Here is a 22,457-nt window from a genome sequence, read left to right as displayed (position 1 = left end):
CCGTTGTCGTGCGCCGGGGTCAGTCCTGGGTGCCCACCAGCTCGCGGAGTACGTCCTCCATGGTCACCAGGCCCTCGGGCCGGCCGTCCTCGTCCAGGACCGCCGCCAGATGGGTGCGGCTGCGCCGCATCGCCGTCAATGCGTCGTCCAGCGGGGTCGTGCCACGGACCCGGGCGATCGGCCGCATCGCCGTCACCGGGAACGCAACATCGCGCGGGGTCGCGTCCAGGGCGTCCTTCACATGGAGGTAGCCCAGGATGTTGCGGCCCGTGTCGATCACCGGGAAGCGCGAGAAGCCGGACTCCGCGGAAAGCGCCTCCAACTGTTCGGGCGTGGTGCCCACACGTGCGTACACGATCTGCTCGACCGGCATGATCACATCGCGCACCGGGCGTCGGCCCAGCTCCAGAGCATCGCGCAGCCGCTCGGCCGAGCGGTCGTCCAAGAGGCCGGCATCGCCGGCGTCCCGCACCATCCGGGCGAGCTCGGCGTCCGAGTACGTCGCTGCCACCTCGTCCTTGGCCTCCACCCGCAACAGCTTGAGCAGGGCGTTGGCAAAGGCGTTGATCGTGAAGATCACCGGACGCAGGGCCCTGGCGATGGCCACGAGCGGCGGGCCGAGCAGGAGCGCACTGCGCGTGGGCTCGGCCAGGGCGATGTTCTTCGGCACCATCTCGCCGAGGAGCATGTGCAGATAGGTCGCCAGGGACAGCGCGATCACGAACGAGATCGGGTGGACAGCGCCCTCAGGCACCCCGATCGAGTCGAACACCGGCTCCAGCAGATGGGCGATGGCCGGCTCGGCGACGATGCCGAGGATCAGGGTGCACAGGGTGATGCCCAGCTGTGCCGCCGCCAGCAGCGCCGACACGTGCTCAAGGCCCCAGAGCACACTGCGGGCGCGGCGGTCGCCCGCCTCGGCCGCCGGCTCGATCTGGCTGCGGCGCACGGAGATCAGGGCGAATTCGGCACCCACGAAGAACGCGTTGACCACGAGGGTCGCAAAGCCGATGAGGAGTTGGATCGCGATCATCGTCCGGTCTCCTCGTGGCGCTGGGAGTTCGATCCGTCCACGGTGGGGGCGGTCGTCTCCCTGTTTGCAGCGCGCTCGGCGTGCGGGTCGTGGTGCTCGTCTGGATCGTCGGAGGGGAGCGGGGCGTGCATCAGCACCCGTGCCGCCCGCCGTCCGGACGCGTCCACCACATCGAGCCGCCAGCCCTGGAGGTCGATGCGGTCGTTCTCCGCCGGGATGCGGCCGAGCTCAGTTGCGATGAGACCTGCGAGGGTCTCGTACGGGCCTTCCGGAACGCGCAGGCCGACCCGCTCCAGCTGATCGGTGCGCGCGGCACCGTCGGCCGACCAGAGCGAGCGGCCGTCCGCGTCATGACCGGCCGCGGCGAGGTCAGGCGTTTCGTGCGGATCGTGCTCGTCCCGCACTTCGCCGACGACCTCTTCGACGATGTCCTCCATGGTGACCACGCCGGCCGTGCCGCCGTACTCGTCGATGACGACGGCCATGGTCGACTTGCCGCCCAAGCGGTCCATCAGCCTGTCCACGGTCAGGGTCTCGGGGACTAGGAGCGGCTCCCGCAACACCTCGGAGACGCTGCGGCGGTGACGCTGCTCGGCCGGTACGGCCAGCACGTCCTTGATGTGCGCGATTCCCACGACCGTGTCCAGGTTCCCGCGGTAGACGGGGAAGCGGGACAGGCCGGTCGCGCGGGTGGCGTTGGCGACGTCCTCGGCGGTGGCCTGTACTTCGAGGGCCGTGACCTGCACCCGCGGGGTCATCACGTTCTCCGCGGTGAGATCGGCGAGGTTCAGGGTGCGCACGAACAGCTCGGCGGTGTCCGCCTCCAGTGCGCCTTCCTTGGCGGAGTGGCGTGCGAGCGCCACCAGCTCCTGGGGGCTGCGGGCCGATGCCAGTTCTTCGGTCGGCTCCATCCCGAGCCGCCGCAGAATGCGGTTCGCGGTGTTGTTGAGGTGGCTGATGAGGGGTTTGAAGGCTGCGGTGAACAGTCGCTGCGCGGGGGCGACGACCTTGGCCACGGCCAGTGGGGACGAGATTGCCCAGTTCTTGGGGACCAACTCGCCGACGACCATCAGAACGACCGTGGAGAGGGCGGTGCCCAGAACCAGGGCGACGGACGACGCCACGGACGGGGAGAGTCCGAGGTCCTCGACGGGACCACGGATGAGCTTGGAGATGGAGGGCTCGGAGAGCATGCCGACGACCAGGTTGGTGACGGTGATGCCGAGCTGTGCGCCGGAGAGCTGGAAGGTGAGGCCGCGTACGGCCTTGAGGGCGCTGGCGGCGCCTCGCTCATTGCGCTCGACGGCGCGTTCCAGATCGCTGCGCTCGACGGTGGTGAGGGAGAACTCTGCCGCGACGAACACTCCGCAGGCCAGCGAGAGCAGCACTGCCACGAACAGGAGGAGCACTTCGGTCATCGGGTCACCTCCGTCCCATGGTCGGGCAGGGGCAGGAGGAACGCTCGATGTCTACTACTGGGAGGCTCGCCCATGGATGGACGCTCACACCTTTCCTACGGAGAGTGATGGTCCACCCATGGTAAAGGATCGGCAAAACCGCTCGATGAATAGGTGGCTGACGTACTCAGTCGCCTTTGACGGGCCATGGGTAAGGCTTCACCCAGCGTCGCCAGTGGTCTTCGCGCCGGTACCCCGCCGCCGCCCATGCATGCTGAGCCCGCTCATTGGCTTCCAACACCATAGCGTCGCCGCGGCGCCCGCCCGCGGCGAGAAAACGCGCCTCGGCCGCCTCCAGCAGGGCGGTGGCGACCCCGCGACGCCGGTAGGCGGGCAGCACGGCGAGTCGGTAGAGCGAGCAGCGCCAGCCGTCGTACCCAGCGATCACCGACCCCACCAGGACGCCGTCCCACTCGGCGAGGATCAGGGCCTCGGGGTCCCGCTTGATCAGTCGGGTCACTCCGGCCACGTCATCGGTGATGCTGGTGCCCTCGGCGGCTTCGGCCCAGAACGCGAGCACGGCCCGCGCCTCTTCCGCCCGGGCGGTTCGTATCCCCATTCCGGTGGGGGCGTCACGGTCGATCGCTGAAGTCATGACCATGAGCCAAGCACGGCAGGGTCGCCGGCTGCCACCACCTTTTTCGCCGATCGTCCCTGGTCAGCGGAGTGCGCGCGAGTGCCGCAGGGCGACCGGTCGCCCTGCGGCATCGGTCTCCACCGGACCCATCGCGGTACGTACGACGGGACGGCCTCGTCGGGATTCTGAGATGCACTTGGTGCTCTCGGGGTGCTCAGCGGTCTCAATACCCTTAGTGGTCTCTGGGTTCTCGCGCTTCCTGGGTGGGGTCCGGGTCTCGCTCGTGGGGCCGGGGCACGTGGCCCGTACGGGTGAACGACCTCAGTCGCTCCAGGACCGTCTCCGCCGTCGGTCGATGGATGGTGTCGACGATCCTGCCGTCGGCGAGGAACAGCACCAGATCGGAATATGCCGCTGCGACGGGCTCATGGGTCACCATCACCACCGTCTGATCCAAACGGTCCACCGCGTCCCGGAGGAAACCCAACACCTCGGCACTCGCGCGTGAGTCGAGGTTGCCGGTGGGCTCGTCGGCGAAGATCAACTCGGGCTGGGAGGCCAAGGCGCGGGCACACGCGACCCGCTGTTGTTGACCGCCCGACAACTGCGCCGGTCGATGGTGCAACCGATCCCGTAGCCCCAGTGCATCGATCACCCGCTCCACCCACAACCGGTCGGGCTTGCGCCCGGCGATGTCCATCGGGAGCGTGATGTTCTCGGCGGCGGTCAAGGTGGGCAGCAGATTGAAGGACTGGAACACGAAGCCGACCCGGTCCCGCCGCAGTTGGGTCAGGTCGCGGTCGTGCAGCGGGGTGATCTCAGTCTCGCCCAGCCAGACCTGGCCGGACGAGACCGTGTCGAGCCCGGCCAGACAGTGCATCAGGGTCGACTTGCCCGATCCCGAAGGCCCCATGACCGCGGTGAAGCGCCCGCGTGCGATGTCGACGTCGACGCTGTCGAGGGCCCGTACGGTCGTCTCGCCACTGCCGTACGCCTTGGTCAGGGACCGTGCTCTGGCCGCGAGGGGCAACCCCGGTGCCAGGCCGTGCGGTGGTGCAGGGGCAGGTGTGGACATGGCCGCCTTCCGGACAGGGCCGTTCCTCACTCGATGGTCCGAGGAGAGTAGGCGACTGTCGAGCCGGGTGAACATCCCTCGGAGGTCGCGCATTCGGGGTCCATGTAGGGGGCACCCGCACCGGTCGGCGGTATTGCTTGCGGGCGCTAGCGCAACCGCGCTAGCTTTCTGATATGGCCAAGACCCAGTTGAACGTGCGCGTGGACGAATCCACCGCACAGGCCGCCCGCGATCGGGCCCAGCAGCGCGGGATGAGCGTCAACCGCTACATCGAAGAACTGGTCCGACAGGACGCGGGGGAGGCGGGCCGCACCTTCGTGGAGGCCGCCGCCGACTTCATGAAGCGTTATGCCGCCGTCTTCGCGGAGGACGCCAACGACGGTGTTGCGGGCCCGGTCAAGGACGTCCACGGTTTCGATGAACCACCCGCCGGTCGTCACCGACCCCCGGCGGACGATCCCCACCCGAGCCCCACGACTGCCGGCCCTGCCGCCACGCGCGCACCGGGCGAGTACGACCCCGCCGCGGCTGAAGGCCCGCGTTGACCCTTCAGATCGACCTCGCCTGGCTGTTGATGGTCGCCGAGTACCGGACCCCAGGTGATCCTCAGGTCGCCGACTGGGGTGCGCTCGTCGCCGCCGTCAGCCGGCACGAGGCAGAGATCTTCGGCATCCCCGTGTACAGCGATCCGCACACCCGGGCGGCTTCGCTGCTCCAACTGCTGCTGCACGTGCCGGCCCTGGAGCACTCCAATGCGCTGTACGCGTCAGCCGTCGCCTACGGCTATCTCGTAGCCAGTGGGGAGCAGGTCGACACCTCACCCGAGCGGGTGCGCGATCTGGCCCGGCTGGTGAAGTCCGGCAAGGCCGATGTCCGGGTGATCGCCGACGAACTGCGCCTCTGGAGCAGTTGACCCCCGACCCACCAACCCACCAGCCTGCCGTGATCCGTTTGAGCCCCCGGCCAGCGTTCGCCTCAAGGGTTGTGCGCGACCCCTCGCACACAGGGCGAGGTCGGAGCGGCGAGCCCGCGCTCCGGGACCCGGAAGCGCTCGTACCGGATGTCCTGGAACCCGGCCTCCTCCAGTGCGGCAACCGTGTCCCGTGAGGTGTGGCAGCCGCCGAACAACCGGGGCCAGACCGTACGGTCCAACACCCTCTGCACCCGTGCTGCCCCCGGCGTCCGGGCCAGTCCGTGTTCGAAGAACCGCAGTTCACCACCGGGTCGCAGGACCCGGCGGACTTCGCCGAGCGCCCGCGGAACGTCCCGTACCGAACAGAGCACCAGGGACATGACGGCCGCGTCGAAGGACGCGCTCTCGACCGGCAGCGCCTCGGCCACTCCGGGCACGACCTCCACCGGGACCCCGGCGCCGTCTGCGGCCCGTACCGCCAGGGTCCGTAGCGAACGCTCCGGTTCCAGCGCGACCACCTCGCTGACCGAGGTCGGATAGTGCGGGAAGTTGAGACCGTTGCCGGCACCGATCTCGATCACCCGACCCGAGAGCGCGGCCAGGAGCTCAGCGCGGATGGCCGCGATGCCCGCGGATTGATCGGCGGCCACGCTGAACCTGGCGTAGAAGCGTGCGAACAGGGGGTGATGGACGGCATCGGGAGAGGTGTCGCCACATGTTCCCATCACGGCCTCCTGACGAAGGTGTCCCTTCCTCCCTATTCTCCGCCACCCTGGACGAAGCAGAACTCGTTCCCCTCCGGGTCTGCCAGCACCTGGAACCGCCCCTGCGGATCCGCGACGACCCCACCGAGTCGTACCGCACCCAGGGTGACGGCCTCGTCCGACGCCGCTTCGACGTCCCCCGCGGCCAGATCGAGGTGCAACCGGTTCTTGGCCGCCTTCCCCTCAGGGACCTGCTGGAACGCGACGCGCACCGAGCCGGGCGGATCGACGAAGGACCAGCCGGAGTCGCGGTCCACCGGTGCGCCCCCGAGCAGCGCGGCCCAAAAGCGCACCAGAAGGGCCGGGTCATGACAGTCGAAGACGATTTCGTCGATCCGCGCTCGCATCCGACCAGGGTAGGTCAGCCGCGTCCAGCGGACGGGGATCTCCACCACGCACGAGCGGACGCGAGTACCAGCGACAGCAGCGGCCGGCCGGTTCAGACGGGGTCGTTCAGCGAATGACGGCCGTCACTCGGCCGTTCGGGTGAACGCCCCTTCGTCCCACACCCCACCGAGCCGAGGAGCCAGCCACCGGGCCGCCTGCGCCCGGAAGTCCACCGGTCGCAGCTGCCCCGCCCGCTCAGGGACCGCACCGAGCAGTGGAGCACCCGCGACCTGCGGTAGGTCCAGTGCATTGCACCGCGCCGCCAGATCCGGTCGGTGCGGCCAACTCCCCACGACGACCCCCAGCTGCGCTATGCCCCGCGCGGTGAGGGCCTCTGCCGTCAGCGCCACGGAGTTGAGGGTGCCCAGGCCCGCGGGGGCCACGACCAGCACGGGCGCGGCGAGCAGTCGAGCCGCGTCCGCGAGCGTTCCGCCGTCCTCGTCGAAACGCACCAGCAGTCCACCGGCGCCCTCGACCAACACCAGGTCGTACTCGTCGGCCAACCGCTTCACCGCCGCGGCCGTCTCAGCGGGTCCCACACCAGCGACGCCGGCCCGTCGAGCCGCTGTGGCCGGAGCCAATGGCTCGCTGTAGCGGGCCAGCTCCACACCGCGGACACCGCCGCCGAGCCGGCTCACCTCATCGAGATCGCCCGGATCGCTCGCCGACACCCCCGTCTGGACGGGTTTGACCACGGCGACGCGTTGGCCCCGGGCTCGTGCAACGGCGACCAGCGCAGCGGTGACAACGGTCTTCCCGATCTCGGTCCCCGTGCCGGAGACGACGATGATGCCCATGGTGGTGGCGATGACCCTCTCTCGATGGTTCGGTCGTACGACCGTGCGAACGATACGGCGGTCGGTCGTGCCGCCGACCGGTCGCAGGAGCGGAAGGGACCCCGTCACCGATCGGCGTTCGGCAAGTCGCCCGGGGCCGGACCCGCAGACGGGCACCGCCTTCGGACGAACTCGCGGGACTTCGACGACACGAACTAGCCGGCTGCCGCAGCCTCGCACAGTGCCGTGCACACCCGGGCGAGATCGTCGTCATCAGTGACGTAGGGCGGCATCGCGTACACCAGATCCCGGAAGGGGCGCAGCCAAACCCCCGCCCGTACGGCCGCTGCCGTCGCCGCCGCCATGTCGACCTCATGATCGAGTTGGATCACACCGATGCCCCCGAGCACCCGGACGTCCTTGACCCCCGGTGCGCCCTCGGCCGGTGCGAGCCCCGTCCGCAGCCCCGACTCCAAGCGCCGCACTTCACCGCGCCAGTCCTGCGCCAGCAGCAGATCGATCGAGGCGTTGGCCACCGATGCGGCCAGTGGATTGCCCATGAACGTCGGGCCGTGGGCCAGCACCGGAACTTCGCCCCGGGAGATGCCTTCGGCGACCCGACTGGTGCACAAGGTCGCCGCCATCGTCAGATAGCCGCCCGTCAGGGCCTTGCCCAGACACATCACATCGGGCGAGACCCCTGCCCAGTCGGCCGCGAACAGTTCGCCCGTCCGTCCGAAGCCGGTCGCGATCTCGTCGAACACCAACAGCACTTCGTGTTCGTCGCAGGCGTCCCGCAGCACCCGCAGATACTCGGGGGAGTGGAACCGCATGCCCCCGGCACCCTGCACCACGGGCTCCACGATCACCGCGGCGAGTTCATCGGCGTGCCGCGCGATCAGATCGCGCAGGGCATCCGCGTACTCCTGCTGGAACTCCTGCGGCGGCGCGCTGGCGAAGACCTGGAGAGGCAGCGCCCCCGACCAGAGGTGGTGCATTCCGCCCTCGGGGTCGCAGACCGACATCGGCTGCCAGGTGTCTCCGTGGTAGCCACCGCGCCAGGTCAGCAGCCGCCGCTTGTTGGGTCGGCCGACGGACTGCCAGTGCTGGAGGCACATCTTCACCGCGACCTCGACCGAGACCGAGCCCGAGTCGCAGAGGAAGACGTGCTGGAGCGGCTCCGGGGTGATCTCGACGAGCCGGGCGGCCAGTCGGACGGCTGGCTCATGGGTGAGTCCGCCGAACATGACGTGGCTCATGCGCCCCAGTTGGCTCTGGGCCGCCGCATTGAGGTCGGGATGGTTGTAGCCGTGGATCGCCGACCACCACGACGACATCCCGTCGATCAGTTCCGCGTGGCCGTGGGCGGGTTCCGCCAATCGCAGGCGCACCCCGGCAGCCGATTCCACCACGAGGGGATCGGCGCGTCCGGGCATGGGGCCGTACGGGTGCCAGACATGGGCGCGGTCCAGCGCCACCAGTTCGCCCGCCGACAGCGGTCCCGGGGCGAGGTCGAACGGACGGGGCTCAGGCATTGGGAGCGAGGTCCGTACCGGCGCCGCGGCGGCGAACGGTGACCAGGTCGGTACGCGGTACGGGTACCCCCGACTGGTCTTCCTGGGCCGCGGGCGGGGATTGCGGCTCGGATCCGCACGGCGCGCCGCCCCCGCATCCGGTGGCCGATTCCCCCGACGGCGCCGCGCTGCCGCAGACCGCTGCCGTCTCATCCGGGGCCGTCGTACCGCCGTCGAGGGAATCTTCCGAGGTTGCGGCACTGCCGCAGACCGAACCGCAGCCGCCCGCCCGGTGCTCGGGCAGTGTGGTCGTCCCCGCGCCCTCCACCTCGAAGCCGGCGTCCGCGATCATGTCCAGATCGGCCTGGCCCGCCTGGCCCTCGCTCGTCAGGTAGTCGCCGAGGAAGATGGAGTTCACCAGGTGCAGGGCGAGCGGCTGGAGGGACCTCAGATGGACCTCGCGCCCACCGGCCAACCGCACTTCCACGTCCGGGCAGACGAAGCGGACCATGGCGAGGATGCGGAGGCAGCGCTGCGGGGTGAGGTTCCACTCCTTCGCCAGGGGAGTGCCCTCGAAGGGGATGAGGAAGTTGACCGGCACCGAGTCGGGGTCGAGCTCGCGCAGTGCGAAGACCACGTCGACCAGGTCCTGATCGCTTTCGCCCATGCCGGCGATCAGACCGGAGCACGCCGACAGACCCGCGGCCTGAGCCTGTTGGACGGTGTCCACCCGGTCCTCATAGGTATGGGTGGTGGTGATCTGTCCGTACGTGCCTTCGGACGTGTTGAGGTTGTGGTTGTACGCATCGGCGCCGGCGTCCCGCAACCGCTCCGCCTGGCCCTGCGACAGCAGCCCGAGACAGGCGCAGACCTCGACGCCCTCGTTCTGCTCCTTGATCGCTTCGATCGTCCGGGAGACCCGGTCGACGTCCCGGTCCGTCGGACCGCGCCCGCTCGCGACCAGACAGACCCGCTTGGCTCCCCCGGCGACCCCGGCCGCCGCCGCCCCCGCGGCCTCGTCCGGCTTCAGCCAGGTGTACTTGAGGATCTCCGCCTTGGACCCGAGCCGCTGTGAACAGTACGAGCAGTCCTCCGGGCAGAGCCCCGACTTGAGGTTGACGAGGTAGTTCAGCTTCACCCGGCGGCCGAACCACTGGCGGCGCACATGGCCGGCTGCGGCCACCACGTCGAGCAGCTCGTCGTCCGTGGACGACAGTACGGCGAGGGCCTCTTCACGGGTCGGCAGCTCGCGCCGCAGCCCCTTCTCCACCAGCGTCTTCAGCAGGTCCATGGCGCAGATCCTGACGCACGGGGCAGCCAAGGCGAAAGGCCGAACCCCACAACAGACCCTTGCCGAGGTGTGTGCATGACCACACTCGTTCCAGGTGGGGGCCCGGTTAGGGTCTGTGCGCTGCCTACAAAAGGGCCCGCGCACGGCCTAGCGAAGGACCCGACCGTCATGATCACTCAGGACCCGTTTGGCTGGATCGACGAGGAGTCCCTCGACCGGGAGCGCATGGGGCTGACCCGTACGCTCCGTCCCCGGGCCCTCGACACCGACCTGCTGGACCTCGCGGGCAACGACTACCTGGGCTTGACCCGCCACCCGGAGGTCACCGGGGCCGCTGCCTCGGCAGCGCGCCGCTGGGGCGCGGGCGCCACCGGATCGCGGCTGGTCACCGGCAGCACCGAACTCCACGCCGAACTCGAAGGCGCACTCGCCTCCTTCTGCGGGTTCGAGGCGGCCCTCGTCCTGTCCTCCGGCTACGCCGCCAATCTCGCCGCGCTCACGGCACTGACCGCGAGTGGTTCCCTGCTCGTCTCGGACGCGGGCAACCACGCCTCCATAGTGGACGGGTGTCGACTCTCACGCGCACGGACGGCGATCGTGCCGCACGCGGATCCTCGGGCCGTGCGTATGGCGCTGGAGGCGTACGGCGACGGGCGGGCGCTGGTGGTCACCGATGCGGTGTTCTCCGTGGACGGCGACGCCGCCCCACTCGTCGATCTCGCGGAGATCTGTCGTTCGCGGGGGGCCGCCCTCCTCGTCGACGACGCCCACGGCTTCGGAGTCCTCGGCGCCGGCGGTCGGGGTGCGCTGAACGCCGCGGGGATCGCGGGTGAACGAGGGGTGGTCGCCACGCTCACCCTCTCCAAGGCCCTCGGGAGCCAGGGCGGTGCGGTCCTCGGGCCGGCCGATGTCATCGCCCATCTGATCAACACCGCGCGGACCTTCATCTTCGACACCGGGCTCGCGCCCGCCGCGGCCGGGGCCGCGCTGGCGTCCGTCCGGTTGCTGGAGCGGACGCCGGAGCTGGCCGGTCGGGTGCGTACGGTCGCCGAGACCCTGCACCGTCTGTTGACGGCACGGGGTCTGACGGCCGTACGCCCCGACGCCGCAGTGGTCTCGATCAAGGCACCGTCGCCACGGTCGGCGGTGGAGTGGGCGGCCGAGTGCCGAAGGGCGGGTCTCGCGGTGGGCTGTTTCCGTCCGCCGTCGGTCCCGGACGGTGTCTCGCGGATCAGACTGACGGCTCGCGCCGATCTGACCGATGAGCAGATCGCCTGGGCGGTGGACACGATCGCGCGGACCGCTCCGCTTCGCGCCCGGGACGCCGTCAGTTGATGCTGTCCGCCTCCACGGCGATCAGGAACCGGTACCACGCCTGCGGGGAGAAGTGCAGAGCTTCACGGGCCACGTCTTTGGAGTCCCGTACGGAAAGGGTGCGGTCGGGCAGTCGGGCGGCCTCGACACAGTTGTTCGCCGCCGTGCTGTGACTGCTGCGCCGCCAGGCTAAGCCGGGGTGGTCGATGTGATTGGACATGGAGCCTCCCTATGCGCCGACGCGGATGCCGGCGATGAGATCCAAGGATTCGACCGGTGACAGGGCGAGCGTCTGCATCGTTGCGAACGCGGTCCCGTACACCGCCAGATCCTCTGCCCGTTCGATATGAAGGCTACTCGCGAGGTGGTCGAGAACGACCACATCTAGATCAGAAGTGGTCGAAAAAGAGAAGATAACGAAAGAACCGGCCAGGCCCACATACTCCCCGGCCGAAAACGGCATGACCTGGAGCCGGACATGGGGGAGCACGGCCCAGTCCGCCAGTACCCGCAACTGTTCCTTCATTACCCGGGTGCCGCCGATCTCGCGCCGCAGCGCGGCCTCGTCGAGGATCACGCTCAGCTCAAGCGGATCGTCCCGCCGCAGGACCGCCTGACGCGTCATCCGCACCTCGACCAACTGATCGACGGTGTTCTCGGGCAGCTCTTCCAGGGTCGCCCGGGTGATCGCCCGGGCGTACTCGGCGGTCTGGAGCAGTCCGGGCACCACGGAGGTCTCCATCGAACGCACCCGGTTCGCCTGGGACTCCAGACTGATGAAGTCGCGGTACTCGGGCGGAAGCACGCCGCGGTAGGCGTGCCACCAGCCGCCGCCACCCCCGTCGGCGGCCCCCGCCAGGGTCTCCAGGAGGGTGCGCAACTGGGGGTCGGTCACGGTGTAGAGGTCGAGCAGCAGTCTGACGTCGTCCGGTTTGACGCCGCTGGCCCCCGTCTCGATCCGGCTCACCTTCGACTGGTGCCAGTCGGCGAGCTCTCCAGCGCGACGACTGGTGAGTCCGGACGCCAAGCGCAGCTTGCGGAGTTCCTCGCCCAATTGGCGGCGGCGCACCACGGGTCCTTGACGCATGGACGCTCCTTCCGGTTGATCTGTACGGGCCGTGTGGTCCGCCCGAGATCAAAGTCCCTGCGGGTCGCAAAATACGTTCTCGCGTCGCAGAGTTCACCGTATTGAGCGACAGATATATGCATATCTTGGGGGATCGGCCCCCCTCGCGGCACGATGAGTGGCACTCTGACGGCAGCGCAGTCCGTGGCCGCTCAAGCATCCCTCCGCTTCGAGTCGGAGCCCGGCCGCGGTGGGAAAGGGAAGCATCGCCATGGCAGATCACCAGGAAGCATCCGTCACTCTGCCGAGCGATCCCGCCTCGGTGTCGGTGGCGCGAAAGTTCGCCATCGACATCGTGACCGAGTGGGGCCTGCCGGCGCGGAGCGGCGAAGTGGACACGGTCCGGCTGATCGTCTCGGAGCTGACCACCAACGCCGTACAGCACACCTTCGGCCAGTCGCCCACCTTCACGCTGGAACTGAGGTTGGCGCGGGAGGAGGAGCTGATGGTGGGGGTGACGGACAGTCATCCGCGCTGGCCGCAACGGCTTCCCGCCGCCGTACGGCAAGACAACGGCCGAGGCATGGTGATCGTGCGCACCCTCATCGCGGAGTTCGGCGGAAAGCTGCACGTCACTCCGACGGACGAGGGGGGCAAGACCGTATGGGTCGCCCTTCCTTGGACCGCATCGGTGCCCGGTTGACGCCGGCCGCCGCAAGGAGGTCGGCTCGGTTGCGGCGTGGTGGTGTCGACCGGGCTCGGTGTCCGGTGCCGACGTCCGCTTCCAGCCGTTGACCTGACAGAGCTCCGCGCCGACCGCCGGGGGCCACACCCGGGGCCGGCGCGGATCGAGTACCAGGACTCAGCGCGGGATCGTCACCCCACGCGGCCGTACTTGACGCTCTTGGACCAGATCTTGTCCAACTTCACCCAGGACCCCGTCTTGGGGGAGTGCCAGATCTTTCCCTTACCTGCGTAGATGCCCACGTGGTAGACGTTCCGGCCGGAGTAGAAGAACACCAGGTCGCCGGCCTGACGCGCGGACGCAGAGATGCGGCGCGTCTTGTTGTACTGCTGCTGTGCGGTACGGGGGAGCTTCTTGCCGGCCTTCTTGTACGAGTAGAGCGTCAGCCCCGAGCAGTCGAAACGGGACGGTCCTACTGCGCCGTACTTGTAAGGGGCGCCCTTCTTGGATGCCGCCACCTTCAGTGCCGCGCCCGCGTGGCTCGACGCGGCGTGTGCCTCGGGTGTGCCGCCCGGTACGAGCAGCGACCCTCCGAGAGCGGCGAGGGTGAGAGCGGATACCGCTCCCGCCCGACCCAGCAGGAACGGGACGTTGTTCTGCGCACTCATGCGCGACCCTTCGTCAGCCGCCTGTGAAGGATGACCTGTCGGGTTCGGGCGGACGAAGGTGCCCGGTCGCTTTCGCGGCTTCACCCCAAGGAACGTCCGGAATTTCCGGGCGCCCCGTACTGCTTGGGTCCTCCACTCCTGCCGAAGCACTCCTGTCGACCAGTCGCCCCGGCGGCGGCAGGACTCGGCGTCCGCCCGGGCTGCCCCGCCGAGGTGACGGGGGCTTGTCGTCCCAGGGATCTTGACCCACGGCCTGTCAAATTGCCGAGCGGAAACGGCGATATGTGAGTTTTCACACCATTGGTCTGATCGGGTGGACATGCTCGTCGCGCGATCGGCCCTCGACAGGTGAGGATGCCCGCACCAGCACCGGAATAAGGCATTCCGTTCGACGCGTCATCCTTGTGCGCAACTCGACCGTAGCTGCTGGCTCTCCTGCGCGTACTTCAAATGGGGTAGCCCAACCACTACTCCTTTGGCGGTTGACGGTCTGGACGGAGGTCGTTCCGGCCCGCCGTCAGGGGTCGTTAGAGAGTTACGGAAGGGGGCAAAGTAACCCGAAGTGATCTGCGTTCGCCGTCGAGGATGCGCAGCGCGCGGGCGAGCGTCTGCACATGGACGTCGCTCTCGCCCCGTTGGTGCATCACGGTCAGCGCGTCCTTGAGAGCAACGGCCCGGGAGACCAGTGCCTGCGCGGCACGCAGCGCTCCATAGGTATGGGTGGAACGAGCGGGGTTGATGCGTCCGACCTGATCCACGACCGCGAGATAGGCGTCGATGAACTCGCCCTCGGCGCGGGTGAGAGCGGGCAAGGGAGGCAGTTCCGGAACCATCGCGGTCAACGGCTTCCGGGCCCGGACGGGGTGGCTCCGCGATTCATGATGACGTGGTCGACGAATCCGTACTCCTGGGCGGCTGTCGCGGTGAAGAAGGCGTCCCGTTCCAGATCCTCTGCGACCCGTGCCGGCTCCCGGCCGGTGTGGCGCGCCATCAGTGCGGTGAACTGCTCCCGCTGTCGCAGGAGTTCCTTCGCCTGGATGTCGAGATCGGAGAGCTGGCCGTGCTGCTCTCCCTCCGATGCGGGTTGCTTCAGGACGAGCCGGGCCCCGGGCAGGGCCATGCGCCTGCCCGGCGTGCCGGAGGCGAGCAAGAGGGCTGCCGTGGAGACGGCCTGACCGAGACAGACGGTCTCCACCTCGCAGATCACGCTCTGGATCGTGTCGTAGATCGCGGTCATCGCGCTGTACGAGCCGCCCGGGGAGTTGATGTACAGCGAGATGCACCGGTCGGGATCGGCGTGCTCCAAGTGGAGGAACTGCACGATGACGTCATTGGCCGCCGTGTCGTCGACATGGGTCCCGAGGAAGACGATGCGCTCCTCCAGCAGCTTCGCGTACGGGTCCAGGGTGCGGGTGCCCGTACTGGAGCGCTCGGTGAACTCCGGCAGTACATAACGGGCATTGGGGCTGGTGTGGTGGCTCTCCATGAGGTGCCTCTCCGAGGTCTCGATTCCAAGAAATGTACAGGACGTACATTATCGAGGGAGGGCTTGGCGGAGAGATGAGTTTCAGTCAGCTATGAAACATCGCGATTTCTTCACCTATGGGGCACGATTTCATCGCATACCCTTTGAAGTCGCAGATCCTTGAAGTCGCAGATCCTTGAGGGAGCGCGACCGGCTCTCTGGCAGGCCGCTCACTCCGGTGGTGCGTGAACCACCCTTGGAGAAGGCGTGGTGACGTATCGCCAGCAACCCCGGTCGCGCGGCCGGGTTGGTGTGGCGAGCCGCTGTGAAACGCCCTCGGGGGGCAGAGCGGATCGAGGCCCCGCGACGGCTGCACACTGGCACGGCGGCATCCGCATCGGTCGCTCAGCGGCACGAGCGAAGGCCGACGACCTTCGTGCGCAATCCGTGGAGAGCCCTTGACCTGGACTTCGACCGGACCGGACGTCTCGGAGCGGGGCGCGACGCGCCGACTAAGCTGGGCCCATGGCCTACGAGATCCCGGTGACGCAAGCCCGCGCGGAGCTGGCTGAACTGATCAATCGCGTCGTCTACGGCGGCGAACGCGTCGTCGTGACCCGGCACGGGAAGCCGCTCGTGGCCCTCGTGTCGGCAGCTGATCTGGAGCGACTCGAACACCCGACGGCGGAGACCGAGGGCGAGGAGGCTCCGGTGATCAGCTCCGTCTCCTCGCTGGGCGCCCCCGGGAGCCGTCCCCCGGGGGGTGGAGGCTATGGCCTCACGGCGGAGCACCACCGCCCCGGCGTGCACGGCTGAAGCGCCTCGGCGACCGCTATACCTGGGTGGAGGGCCGCGACCCTCAATCCTTGCGGCGCGCAGCCTTCTTCGCCTGCTCCGCCTCGGCCTTGACCTCAGCCGCGTACCGGTCCACGTACTCCTGCCCGGACAGTTCCAGGATCGCGTACATGATCTCGTCGGTGATGGCGCGGATGGCTGCCTTCTGGTTCTCCAGGCCCGTGTAGCGGGAGAAGTCCAGAGGCTCCCCGAACCGCACGGTCACCCGCTTGATCTTGGGGAGGACCTGGCCGGGCGGCTGGATCTCAAAGGTGCCCACCATCGCGCAGGGGATGACGGGCACCCCTGCGGTGAGTGCCATCACCGCCACCCCGACCTTCCCCTTGTACAACCGGCCGTCGTGCGAGCGGGTTCCCTCCGGGTAGATGCCGAGGAGCTCGTCCTTGGCGAGCACGCCGAGCCCTTCCCTGATCGCCGCCCGGCCCGCCTCCTTGCCCGAACGGTCGACCGGGATCTGTCCGGCGCTGCGGAAGAATGCGGCGGTCAGCCTTCCTTTGAGGCCCGGGCCCGTGAAGTACTCGGCCTTCGCCAGAAAGGTGATCCGCCGCTTGAGGATGGCGGGCATCAAGAAGTGGTCGGAGAACGACAGATGGTTTCCCGCGACGATGGCCGCCCCTTCTTCCGGTACGTGCTCAAGGCCCTCGATCCGGGGGCGGAACAGCAGGCGCAGCAGCGGCCCGATGACGACGTACTTGAGCAGGTAATAGAACACGGGGAGTTCCTATCTCTACCGGATCGGCCCTGGAGCCGCGTTCATCGAGGTCACGGGGGTGCACTGACCGCTCGACCCGATGGTTCCGGGCCTGCTGTCAACCGAGGTCGCTGGTGGGTCGACACGGGTGACGGGCAGTCAGATCCTGGCGGTGGGGCGAGCGTCCGCAGGCGACTGCGGCGATCGATCGTAGCCCGCTCATGTGTGCCCCGCACCACCCGCGAGGTACGAGTGCAACACGGCGCTTCGGCCTCCCGGACGGGGTTCGAGAGGCGCGCGTGCAGCGTCGGCACGATGGGTCCACCGATCCACGGAGGTCCCTGCCCGCGCCACGAGCAGGTCGCCCCGCCGCCTCGCTGTCACCGACACCGGTCCGTCATCGAGAGCACGTGATTCTGCTGCCCGCTACCGGATGCAACGACACGTACCCACCGAGCCGGGCAGTGGGTAGGGAGGGGCTCCTCAACCGGCGGAACGTGCGCGATGCCCCCTGCCCCAGGCGGGCGAAGTTGCGAGGTGTGATGCTCCGGGTCACGCTGATCAGTGACCCGGAGGTGATGGGTGCTGCCTCTTCGCGCACGGTGATCGAGCCGGGCAGCGTCGAGGATCTGGTCAAGCGGTGATGAGGAGCCGAGGTCATGCACGATCAGCCAGCCTGCCGATACGTCCTGGAGGTGCAGGCGTCGCCGCAGCGCATTCCGCAGGTCCGCCGCATCCTCGCCGCCCATCTGCGGCACTGGGCCCTGGACGCACATGTGTCGCCCGTCTGCAGAGCGGTCGACGAGCTGATCGGCAATGTCATCCGTCATACCCGCGGTGACAAGACCTGTGAGGTCGAGCTGCGCTGGACCGGCCGCCAACTGGTGGTGTCGGTGGCCGATCGGGACCATCGGATGCCCCAGCTGACCGGCTGCTGCCCGCCCAAGGGCGGACTGGCCACTGTCGCCCTGCTCAGCGACAGCTGGGGTACCTGTGCGACGCCGTCGGGCAAGGTGGTCTGGTTCAGCCGGTACATCAAGGAGGCCCAGCGGGTCGGGCTCGGCGATGCCAGCACCGCTCCTGCGGCGCCGGAGGCCAATCCGCTGCCCAGCACCCCGCCCGGAGGAGTGCCAACGACGACGTCGGTGGTCTGACCCGGATTCACCGCTCCCGGACTCCGCCCCGGGCCGGAGTCCGGGTTCGCTCGGATGGACTCATGTGCTCCGGGACGTCGCCATTCCGATGGTCACCAGCCCCAGCACCACCCAGCCGAACCACAGCCAGCCGTTGCTGCCGAGGGCGGCGGTGTAGGCGCTCACGACCACCAGTGCGGTGACCGTGAGCACTCCCATTGCTTTCGTCGACTTCGTCGATCCGGACATGTGCCCTCCTTCGACGACCGCGGTGTCTTCACGTCATCCTCACCCGAAGGAGGGGCTCCGCGCCACCGCCGGGCAGCTGACGGGGTCGGTTCGCGCCCGGGCCCCGCAGGTCGGACGGAACTCGGGCAGCGGGTGACTACGGAGAGGTGGCGTTCTCGCGATCGCCGGTCGAGCCGGTCCCGCTCCCGGTACGACCCGTACCGCTTCGGGCGTGGAGCGAGGCGAGATAGGCGTTGTACGCCTCCAGCTCCTTGTCCCCGTTGCGGTCGGCGGCCCGGTCCGTGCGGCGCGCCTGCCGCTCCTCCGAGCGGTACCACTGGAACACCAACGCGATCAACACCAGCACGGACGGGATCTCACTGAACGCCCAGGCGATGCCGCCGGCCGCGTTCTGATCCGTGAGCGCATCGATCCCCAGCGACACCGGAGGGTTCTCGTACGCCTTGATCATCGGCTCGCTCGCCATCATCAGGGCGATGCCGAAGAAGGCGTGGAACGGCATTCCCGCGAACAGTTCCAGCATCCTCATGAGGTAGCCCGGCCGATGCGGCCCCGGGTCCACCCCCATGATCGGCCAGAAGAAGATCAGGCCGACGGCGAGGAAGTGCACCATCATCGCCACGTGCCCCGGCTTGGACTCCATGAGGAAGTCGAACAGCGGGGTGAAGTAGAGACCGTAGAGGCTCGCGATGAAGAGCGGGATGGTGAACACAGGGTGTGTCACGATCCGCATGTAGCGGCTGTGGAGCAGGGCGAGCAGCAATTCGCGCGGGCCCTTGCGACCCCTGCCGGCGACCGGGAGCGCGCGCAGAGCCAGCGTCACCGGCGCACCCAACAGCAACACGATCGGCGAGAGCATGCTGATCACCATGTGCTGCACCATGTGCACGCTAAACATGACCATGCCGTAGTCATTGAGCTTGGTGCAGGTCACCAGTGCCACGCTCAGGACACCGATGACGAAGAAGATGGTCCTGCTGATCGGCCAACGGTCACCGCGCCTGCGAAGGCGCAGCACGCCCCAGGCGTACAGGACCAGCGCGAGCGCGCTGCCGACGAGGAAGAAGAGGTCCGGGGAGAACTCCAGACCACGCCCCAGCGTGAACGGCGGCAGATCCATCATCGTGCCGTGCCCGCTGTGATCCATCCGCCGGCTCCTGATTCGTACTGGGTTGTCCGTTCGCCTGCACCAGAGTAGAACCGCCCCCGGTCGCAGCTTCGACCGGGGGCGGTTCTCTCACGGCAATCGGGCTAGAGCACGACCTGAGCCTCGGCGTAGCGGTCGTCGGGGACGGTCTTGAGGGTCTCCACGGCGCTCTTGAGGGGAACCATGACGATGTCCGTGCCCCGCAGCGCGGTCATGTTGCCGAACTCGCCGCGGTGCGCCGCCTCCACCGCGTGCCAGCCGAACCGGGTCGCGAGCACCCGGTCGTACGCCGTCGGTGTGCCGCCGCGCTGCACATGGCCGAGGATGACGGGACGCGCTTCCTTGTTGAGCCGCTGCTCCAGCTCGATGGACAGCTGTCGGGCCACTCCCGCGAAGCGCTCGTGACCGTAGATGTCCTTGCCGCCCTCGTCCCAGCGCATCGAGCCCTCGCGCGGCTTGGCGCCCTCGGCGACGACGACGATCGCGAACCGCTTGCCGGCGTCGAAGCGCTGGGAGACCCGCTTGGTCAGCTCCGCGATGTCGAAGGGCCGCTCGGGGACGACGATGGCGTGCGCCCCGGCCGCCATGCCGGAGTGGAGGGCGATCCACCCGGTGTGCCGGCCCATGACCTCGACGATCAGAACCCGCTGGTGGGACTCGGCGGTGGTCTTCAACCGGTCCAGGGCCTCGGTGGCGACGCCGACCGCGGTGTCGAACCCGAAGGTGACGTCGGTCGAGGCGATGTCGTTGTCGATCGTCTTCGGCACCCCGACGATGGGCAGTCCGCTCTCGGACAGCAGATGCGCCGCCTTGAGGGTACCTTCGCCGCCGATCGGGATGATGGCGTCCAAGCCAAGATCGGCGACGTGCCCCTTGGCGCGTTCCACTCCGTCGCGCAGATGCTCCGGGCGGACCCGGGAAGATCCAAGGATCGTGCCGCCACGGGCCAGGATGCCGCCCACCGCATCGAGATCGAGCTTGCGGTAGTCACACTCCAGAAGGCCCTTCCAACCGTCGTGGAAGCCGATGACCTCGTCACCGTGGTCAACGACCGCGCGATGCACGACGGAGCGGATGACGGCGTTCAGACCGGGGCAGTCGCCGCCGGAGGTGAGTACACCAATGCGCATTGCCCGATATACCTTTGCAACGTGGGCCGACTCCCGGACCACGTCGTCCGGTTGTATCACCACCACCCTACCGGCGGGAGGTGGCGAGAATCGAACCGAGCGTCCGAGTGATGGACGGCTCACATCCCACTTGCGTACGAGTGGGGACGTTCCACTCGTCGGCCGGGCATGACAGTGCCCGGGGTGCGGTCGCATCCCCGGGCACCGAGACCGTACGGCCCGCGGCGATCACGCCGGTTGGGTCGCCGCCGTGATCCGCTCCGCACGCAGCGCCTCGAACCACCGGTCGTCCGTCGGCGGCAGGGCGTTCACATCGAGGGCCAGCTTCAGCAGCAGATCCGCGATCTGCGGATTGCGGGCCATGACCGGGCCGTGCATATAGGTGCCGAAGACCGTGTCGTTGTACGCGCCTTCGGTGCCGTCGCCCGTGCCGTTGCCCCGGCCGATGACCGTACGGGCGAAGGGCCGGGCCGTGGGACCGAGGTGGGTGATCCCCTGGTGGTTCTCGAAACCGGTCAGCTGCGGCAGGCCGAACCGGGGGTCGATGTCCCCGAGGACGTCGCCGACGCACCGCTCGCCCTCGCCACGGGTGGAGATCACATCGATCAGACCGAGTCCGGGCTCCCGCTCACCGAGGTCGTTGATGAACTCGTGGCCCAGGATCTGGTAGCCGGCGCAGACGGAGAAGATGATCGCTCCGTTGGACGCCGCTCGGGACAGTCCGCCATCACGTCGCAGCCGCTCGGCGGCCAGCCGCTGGGGACGGTCCTCACCGCCACCGATCAGATAGATGTCACCCGAGGTGGGGATCGGCTGGTCGCTGCGCACGTCGATGCGCATCACGTCGAGGCCGCGCTGCCGGGCCCGACGCTCCACGACCAGTGCGTTTCCCTGGTCGCCGTAGGTGCTGAGGAGGTCCGGGTAGACCCAGACCAGCCGCAGACTGTTGTCGCTCATTCTCATGGGAGTCCTCTGAGGTCCTTCTCCGGTCGGCTACCGGTCTGCCGTGGTCCTGCTCGATCAGTTGCCGACGCGGCGGCGCACGTCCTGGAAAGCGGTGTAGTTGGCGATCAGCTCGATGCGCCCGGGCGGGGCGCTGTTCACCGCGTCGTCGACCGTGTCGCACACCCGGAAGTCCAGACCGGCGACCTCAAGACGGACCGCGAGGTCGAGCCGGCGATCACCGATGACGAAGATCGGGTGGCCCGCGAGCCGGGTGTAGTCGACGTCCCACAGCCACGAGGTGTCCGTGCCGTCCGCGCCGCGGGCGTTCACCGAGAGGATCACCGGCGTCGGCGGCGGGTCGATCAAGGAGAACGTCTCCAGCCAGCCGGCCGGATTCTTGGCGAGGAGCAGCCGTAGTTCGCGGTTCATGAAGGTGACCACGTCATAGCGGCCGGCGACGGCCTGCACCGAGTACATGCGCTCCAGGGCCACCTGCGGCGGGACGCCGAAGCAGGCGGCGACCGCGGCGGAGGTGGCGGCGTTCGCCTTGTTGGCGCGACCGGGCAGCTGGAGCCGGATGGGCCAGGCCGATCCGTGCGGGTCCAGGACGTGGTCACCGCGGAGCACCCAGCTCGGGGCGGGACGGCGGAAGCCGCACTCGCCGCAGAACCAGTCGTCACCGGGTCGCTGCATCACGCCGCCGCAGGAGGGGCAGGACCAGGCGTCGTCCTTCCACTCCTGTCCCGCGGCCACCCACACCACGTTGGGGGAGGAGGATGCGGCCCAGACGATGAGCGGGTCATCGGCGTTGGCGATGACGATCGCCTTGGAGCCTGCGAGACCCTCGCGCCACTTCTCGGCGAGCATCCGGGTCTCGGCCGCACGGTCGAGTTGGTCACGGGAGAGGTTGAGGAGGGCGATCGCCTTGGGCGTCACGTCCCGGGCGACTCCGGCGAGGTACTTCTCGTCCACCTCGATCACACCGAACTTGGAGTCGGTGCCGCCGGCGAGGGCCGAGGTGATGCCGGCGGGCATGTTGGCGCCGAGCGCATTGGAGACGACCGGCCCCGCGGCCCGCAGGGCTTCGGCGATCAGTCGGGTGGTGGTGGTCTTGCCGTTGGTCGCCGACACGAGAACGACGTCCAGGTGCTGCGCCAGCCGCCCCAGGAGATCGGGGTCGAGTTTGAGCGCGACCCGGCCTCCGATCACCGAACCGCTGCCCCGTCCAGCGGCGCGCGAGACCGCGGCCGCGGCTCTACCGGCGGTCACGGCGAGCTTGGCGCGCGGCGTCAGTGGCTCCGAGTTGCCTGACATCGTCCTTG

25 protein-coding genes, 1 pseudogene and 1 riboswitch are annotated in these 22,457 nt (G+C 68.7%); of the genes and pseudogenes, 6 read left to right on the top strand and 20 right to left on the bottom strand.

All coding sequences use genetic code 11. The annotated features are described in order from the left end of the window. Positions 1-19: 19 nt before the first annotated feature. The 4 genes from OID54_RS06455 to OID54_RS06440 form a co-directional block, all read right to left on the bottom strand. Complete coding sequence (locus tag OID54_RS06455; protein WP_329015225.1) at positions 20-1,033, bottom strand: hemolysin family protein; 1,014 nt, start codon at positions 1,031-1,033, stop codon at positions 20-22. Then, positions 1,030-2,451 carry a hemolysin family protein gene (locus tag OID54_RS06450; protein WP_329015223.1) on the bottom strand — a complete coding sequence of 474 codons (1,422 nt, stop codon included), beginning with the start codon at positions 2,449-2,451 and terminating at the stop codon, positions 1,030-1,032. The genes OID54_RS06455 and OID54_RS06450 overlap by 4 nt, the downstream gene beginning before the upstream one ends. Positions 2,452-2,617: 166 nt before the next feature. Further along, positions 2,618-3,049: a GNAT family N-acetyltransferase gene (locus tag OID54_RS06445; protein ID WP_329027303.1), complete on the bottom strand. Its 432-nt coding sequence runs from the start codon at positions 3,047-3,049 to the stop codon at positions 2,618-2,620. Positions 3,050-3,299: 250 nt separating this feature from the next. Next, positions 3,300-4,142: an ABC transporter ATP-binding protein gene (locus OID54_RS06440; RefSeq protein ID WP_329015221.1), complete on the bottom strand. Its 843-nt coding sequence runs from the start codon at positions 4,140-4,142 to the stop codon at positions 3,300-3,302. Positions 4,143-4,315: 173 nt separating this feature from the next. On the opposite strand from OID54_RS06440, the pseudogene OID54_RS06435 reads away from it, so the two are divergent. Both OID54_RS06435 and OID54_RS06430 read left to right on the top strand, forming a co-directional pair. After that, a pseudogene (locus OID54_RS06435) lies at positions 4,316-4,513 on the top strand (antitoxin); the annotation flags it as partial. 170 nt (positions 4,514-4,683) lie between these two features. Next, a complete protein-coding gene (locus OID54_RS06430) occupies positions 4,684-5,055 on the top strand; it encodes a fic family toxin-antitoxin system, toxin component (RefSeq protein ID WP_329015217.1) in 372 nt (123 codons plus the stop codon). A 62-nt stretch (positions 5,056-5,117) separates the two neighbouring features. On the opposite strand, the gene OID54_RS06425 is transcribed toward OID54_RS06430, so the two are convergent. The 5 genes from OID54_RS06425 to bioB all read right to left on the bottom strand — a co-directional run bounded on the left by OID54_RS06425 (position 5,118) and on the right by bioB (position 9,787). After that, the gene (locus OID54_RS06425) at positions 5,118-5,780 is read right to left on the bottom strand and encodes a class I SAM-dependent methyltransferase (protein ID WP_329015214.1); all 663 of its coding nucleotides are present in this window, start codon (positions 5,778-5,780) and stop codon (positions 5,118-5,120) included. 32 nt (positions 5,781-5,812) lie between these two features. After that, positions 5,813-6,166 (bottom strand): VOC family protein, encoded by a 354-nt coding sequence (locus OID54_RS06420; RefSeq protein ID WP_329015212.1) that lies wholly within the window; start codon positions 6,164-6,166, stop codon positions 5,813-5,815. A 123-nt stretch (positions 6,167-6,289) separates the two neighbouring features. After that, on the bottom strand, positions 6,290-7,003 hold the full coding sequence (gene bioD, locus OID54_RS06415) for a dethiobiotin synthase (RefSeq protein ID WP_329027300.1): 714 nt from the start codon (positions 7,001-7,003) through the stop codon (positions 6,290-6,292). Between the two features lie 194 nt (positions 7,004-7,197). Then, positions 7,198-8,517, bottom strand: coding sequence for an adenosylmethionine--8-amino-7-oxononanoate transaminase (locus OID54_RS06410; protein ID WP_329015210.1), 1,320 nt, complete (start codon positions 8,515-8,517; stop codon positions 7,198-7,200). Next, entirely contained in the window at positions 8,510-9,787 is a 1,278-nt protein-coding gene (bioB, locus tag OID54_RS06405; protein ID WP_329015207.1) for a biotin synthase BioB, read from the bottom strand. Before bioB ends, OID54_RS06410 begins: the two co-directional genes overlap by 8 nt. Positions 9,788-9,955: 168 nt before the next feature. On the opposite strand from bioB, the gene OID54_RS06400 reads away from it, so the two are divergent. After that, positions 9,956-11,122 (top strand): 8-amino-7-oxononanoate synthase, encoded by a 1,167-nt coding sequence (locus OID54_RS06400; protein WP_443055534.1) that lies wholly within the window; start codon positions 9,956-9,958, stop codon positions 11,120-11,122. On the opposite strand, the gene OID54_RS06395 is transcribed toward OID54_RS06400, so the two are convergent. Next, positions 11,115-11,321, bottom strand: a complete 207-nt coding sequence (locus tag OID54_RS06395) for a DUF397 domain-containing protein (protein ID WP_329015205.1) — start codon at positions 11,319-11,321, stop codon at positions 11,115-11,117. The genes OID54_RS06400 and OID54_RS06395 overlap by 8 nt on opposite strands. 9 nt (positions 11,322-11,330) lie before the next feature. After that, complete coding sequence (locus tag OID54_RS06390) at positions 11,331-12,188, bottom strand: helix-turn-helix domain-containing protein (RefSeq protein ID WP_329015201.1); 858 nt, start codon at positions 12,186-12,188, stop codon at positions 11,331-11,333. 250 nt (positions 12,189-12,438) lie between these two features. Here OID54_RS06390 and OID54_RS06385 point away from each other — a divergent pair, with 250 nt between their 5' ends. Then, positions 12,439-12,870 carry an ATP-binding protein gene (locus tag OID54_RS06385; RefSeq protein ID WP_329015198.1) on the top strand — a complete coding sequence of 144 codons (432 nt, stop codon included), beginning with the start codon at positions 12,439-12,441 and terminating at the stop codon, positions 12,868-12,870. Positions 12,871-13,043: 173 nt separating this feature from the next. On the opposite strand, the gene OID54_RS06380 is transcribed toward OID54_RS06385, so the two are convergent. The 3 genes from OID54_RS06380 to OID54_RS06370 form a co-directional block, all read right to left on the bottom strand. Then, positions 13,044-13,520, bottom strand: coding sequence for a C40 family peptidase (locus OID54_RS06380; protein ID WP_329015195.1), 477 nt, complete (start codon positions 13,518-13,520; stop codon positions 13,044-13,046). A 3-nt stretch (positions 13,521-13,523) separates the two neighbouring features. Continuing rightward, a riboswitch (cyclic di-AMP (ydaO/yuaA leader) is annotated at positions 13,524-13,679 on the bottom strand. Between the two features lie 368 nt (positions 13,680-14,047). Then, entirely contained in the window at positions 14,048-14,353 is a 306-nt protein-coding gene (locus tag OID54_RS06375) for a hypothetical protein (protein ID WP_329027296.1), read from the bottom strand. 5 nt (positions 14,354-14,358) lie between these two features. Then, positions 14,359-15,006, bottom strand: a complete 648-nt coding sequence (locus OID54_RS06370) for an ATP-dependent Clp protease proteolytic subunit (protein ID WP_329015192.1) — start codon at positions 15,004-15,006, stop codon at positions 14,359-14,361. Between the two features lie 504 nt (positions 15,007-15,510). Here OID54_RS06370 and OID54_RS06365 point away from each other — a divergent pair. Next, positions 15,511-15,801 carry a type II toxin-antitoxin system Phd/YefM family antitoxin gene (locus OID54_RS06365; RefSeq protein WP_329015189.1) on the top strand — a complete coding sequence of 97 codons (291 nt, stop codon included), beginning with the start codon at positions 15,511-15,513 and terminating at the stop codon, positions 15,799-15,801. Between the two features lie 43 nt (positions 15,802-15,844). Here OID54_RS06365 and OID54_RS06360 read toward each other — a convergent pair whose 3' ends face one another. Next, positions 15,845-16,552, bottom strand: coding sequence for a lysophospholipid acyltransferase family protein (locus tag OID54_RS06360; protein ID WP_329015186.1), 708 nt, complete (start codon positions 16,550-16,552; stop codon positions 15,845-15,847). A gap of 638 nt (positions 16,553-17,190) precedes the next feature. Between OID54_RS06360 and OID54_RS06355 the strand changes: the two genes are divergently transcribed. After that, positions 17,191-17,685, top strand: a complete 495-nt coding sequence (locus OID54_RS06355) for an ATP-binding protein (protein WP_329015183.1) — start codon at positions 17,191-17,193, stop codon at positions 17,683-17,685. A gap of 60 nt (positions 17,686-17,745) precedes the next feature. Here OID54_RS06355 and OID54_RS06350 read toward each other — a convergent pair whose 3' ends face one another. The 5 genes from OID54_RS06350 to OID54_RS06330 all read right to left on the bottom strand — a co-directional run bounded on the left by OID54_RS06350 (position 17,746) and on the right by OID54_RS06330 (position 22,449). After that, complete coding sequence (locus OID54_RS06350; RefSeq protein WP_329015180.1) at positions 17,746-17,913, bottom strand: hypothetical protein; 168 nt, start codon at positions 17,911-17,913, stop codon at positions 17,746-17,748. 136 nt (positions 17,914-18,049) lie between these two features. After that, the gene (locus OID54_RS06345) at positions 18,050-19,060 is read right to left on the bottom strand and encodes a cytochrome c oxidase assembly protein (RefSeq protein ID WP_329015176.1); all 1,011 of its coding nucleotides are present in this window, start codon (positions 19,058-19,060) and stop codon (positions 18,050-18,052) included. Between the two features lie 104 nt (positions 19,061-19,164). After that, complete coding sequence (locus OID54_RS06340; protein WP_329015174.1) at positions 19,165-20,190, bottom strand: 6-phosphofructokinase; 1,026 nt, start codon at positions 20,188-20,190, stop codon at positions 19,165-19,167. 228 nt (positions 20,191-20,418) lie between these two features. After that, positions 20,419-21,147 (bottom strand): type 1 glutamine amidotransferase, encoded by a 729-nt coding sequence (locus tag OID54_RS06335; RefSeq protein WP_329015171.1) that lies wholly within the window; start codon positions 21,145-21,147, stop codon positions 20,419-20,421. A gap of 63 nt (positions 21,148-21,210) precedes the next feature. Further along, positions 21,211-22,449 carry a Mur ligase family protein gene (locus OID54_RS06330; RefSeq protein WP_329015168.1) on the bottom strand — a complete coding sequence of 413 codons (1,239 nt, stop codon included), beginning with the start codon at positions 22,447-22,449 and terminating at the stop codon, positions 21,211-21,213. Positions 22,450-22,457: the final 8 nt, after the last annotated feature.

Source organism: Streptomyces sp. NBC_00690, assembly GCF_036226685.1.
Lineage (GTDB): Bacteria > Actinomycetota > Actinomycetes > Streptomycetales > Streptomycetaceae > Streptomyces.
The sequence above is the reverse complement of the archived record's forward strand: the minus strand, read 5'-3'. Positions and strand labels throughout refer to the sequence as shown.

Excerpts from the sequence above, each read along its gene's own strand:
- OID54_RS06455 (WP_329015225.1), bottom strand. The coding sequence starts at position 1,033 with ATGATCGCGATCCAACTCCTCATCGGCTTTGCGACCCTCGTGGTCAAC.
- OID54_RS06450 (WP_329015223.1), bottom strand. The coding sequence starts at position 2,451 with ATGACCGAAGTGCTCCTCCTGTTCGTGGCAGTGCTGCTCTCGCTGGCC.
- OID54_RS06445 (WP_329027303.1), bottom strand. The coding sequence starts at position 3,049 with ATGGGGATACGAACCGCCCGGGCGGAAGAGGCGCGGGCCGTGCTCGCG.
- OID54_RS06440 (WP_329015221.1), bottom strand. The coding sequence starts at position 4,142 with ATGTCCACACCTGCCCCTGCACCACCGCACGGCCTGGCACCGGGGTTG.
- OID54_RS06425 (WP_329015214.1), bottom strand. The coding sequence starts at position 5,780 with ATGGGAACATGTGGCGACACCTCTCCCGATGCCGTCCATCACCCCCTG.
- OID54_RS06420 (WP_329015212.1), bottom strand. The coding sequence starts at position 6,166 with ATGCGAGCGCGGATCGACGAAATCGTCTTCGACTGTCATGACCCGGCC.
- bioD (WP_329027300.1), bottom strand. The coding sequence starts at position 7,003 with ATGGGCATCATCGTCGTCTCCGGCACGGGGACCGAGATCGGGAAGACC.
- OID54_RS06410 (WP_329015210.1), bottom strand. The coding sequence starts at position 8,517 with ATGCCTGAGCCCCGTCCGTTCGACCTCGCCCCGGGACCGCTGTCGGCG.
- bioB (WP_329015207.1), bottom strand. The coding sequence starts at position 9,787 with ATGGACCTGCTGAAGACGCTGGTGGAGAAGGGGCTGCGGCGCGAGCTG.
- OID54_RS06400 (WP_443055534.1), top strand. The coding sequence starts at position 9,956 with ATGATCACTCAGGACCCGTTTGGCTGGATCGACGAGGAGTCCCTCGAC.
- OID54_RS06395 (WP_329015205.1), bottom strand. The coding sequence starts at position 11,321 with ATGTCCAATCACATCGACCACCCCGGCTTAGCCTGGCGGCGCAGCAGT.
- OID54_RS06390 (WP_329015201.1), bottom strand. The coding sequence starts at position 12,188 with ATGCGTCAAGGACCCGTGGTGCGCCGCCGCCAATTGGGCGAGGAACTC.
- OID54_RS06385 (WP_329015198.1), top strand. The coding sequence starts at position 12,439 with ATGGCAGATCACCAGGAAGCATCCGTCACTCTGCCGAGCGATCCCGCC.
- OID54_RS06380 (WP_329015195.1), bottom strand. The coding sequence starts at position 13,520 with ATGAGTGCGCAGAACAACGTCCCGTTCCTGCTGGGTCGGGCGGGAGCG.
- OID54_RS06375 (WP_329027296.1), bottom strand. The coding sequence starts at position 14,353 with ATGGTTCCGGAACTGCCTCCCTTGCCCGCTCTCACCCGCGCCGAGGGC.
- OID54_RS06370 (WP_329015192.1), bottom strand. The coding sequence starts at position 15,006 with ATGGAGAGCCACCACACCAGCCCCAATGCCCGTTATGTACTGCCGGAG.
- OID54_RS06365 (WP_329015189.1), top strand. The coding sequence starts at position 15,511 with ATGGCCTACGAGATCCCGGTGACGCAAGCCCGCGCGGAGCTGGCTGAA.
- OID54_RS06355 (WP_329015183.1), top strand. The coding sequence starts at position 17,191 with ATGCACGATCAGCCAGCCTGCCGATACGTCCTGGAGGTGCAGGCGTCG.
- OID54_RS06350 (WP_329015180.1), bottom strand. The coding sequence starts at position 17,913 with ATGTCCGGATCGACGAAGTCGACGAAAGCAATGGGAGTGCTCACGGTC.
- OID54_RS06345 (WP_329015176.1), bottom strand. The coding sequence starts at position 19,060 with ATGGATCACAGCGGGCACGGCACGATGATGGATCTGCCGCCGTTCACG.
- OID54_RS06340 (WP_329015174.1), bottom strand. The coding sequence starts at position 20,190 with ATGCGCATTGGTGTACTCACCTCCGGCGGCGACTGCCCCGGTCTGAAC.
- OID54_RS06335 (WP_329015171.1), bottom strand. The coding sequence starts at position 21,147 with ATGAGCGACAACAGTCTGCGGCTGGTCTGGGTCTACCCGGACCTCCTC.
- OID54_RS06330 (WP_329015168.1), bottom strand. The coding sequence starts at position 22,449 with ATGTCAGGCAACTCGGAGCCACTGACGCCGCGCGCCAAGCTCGCCGTG.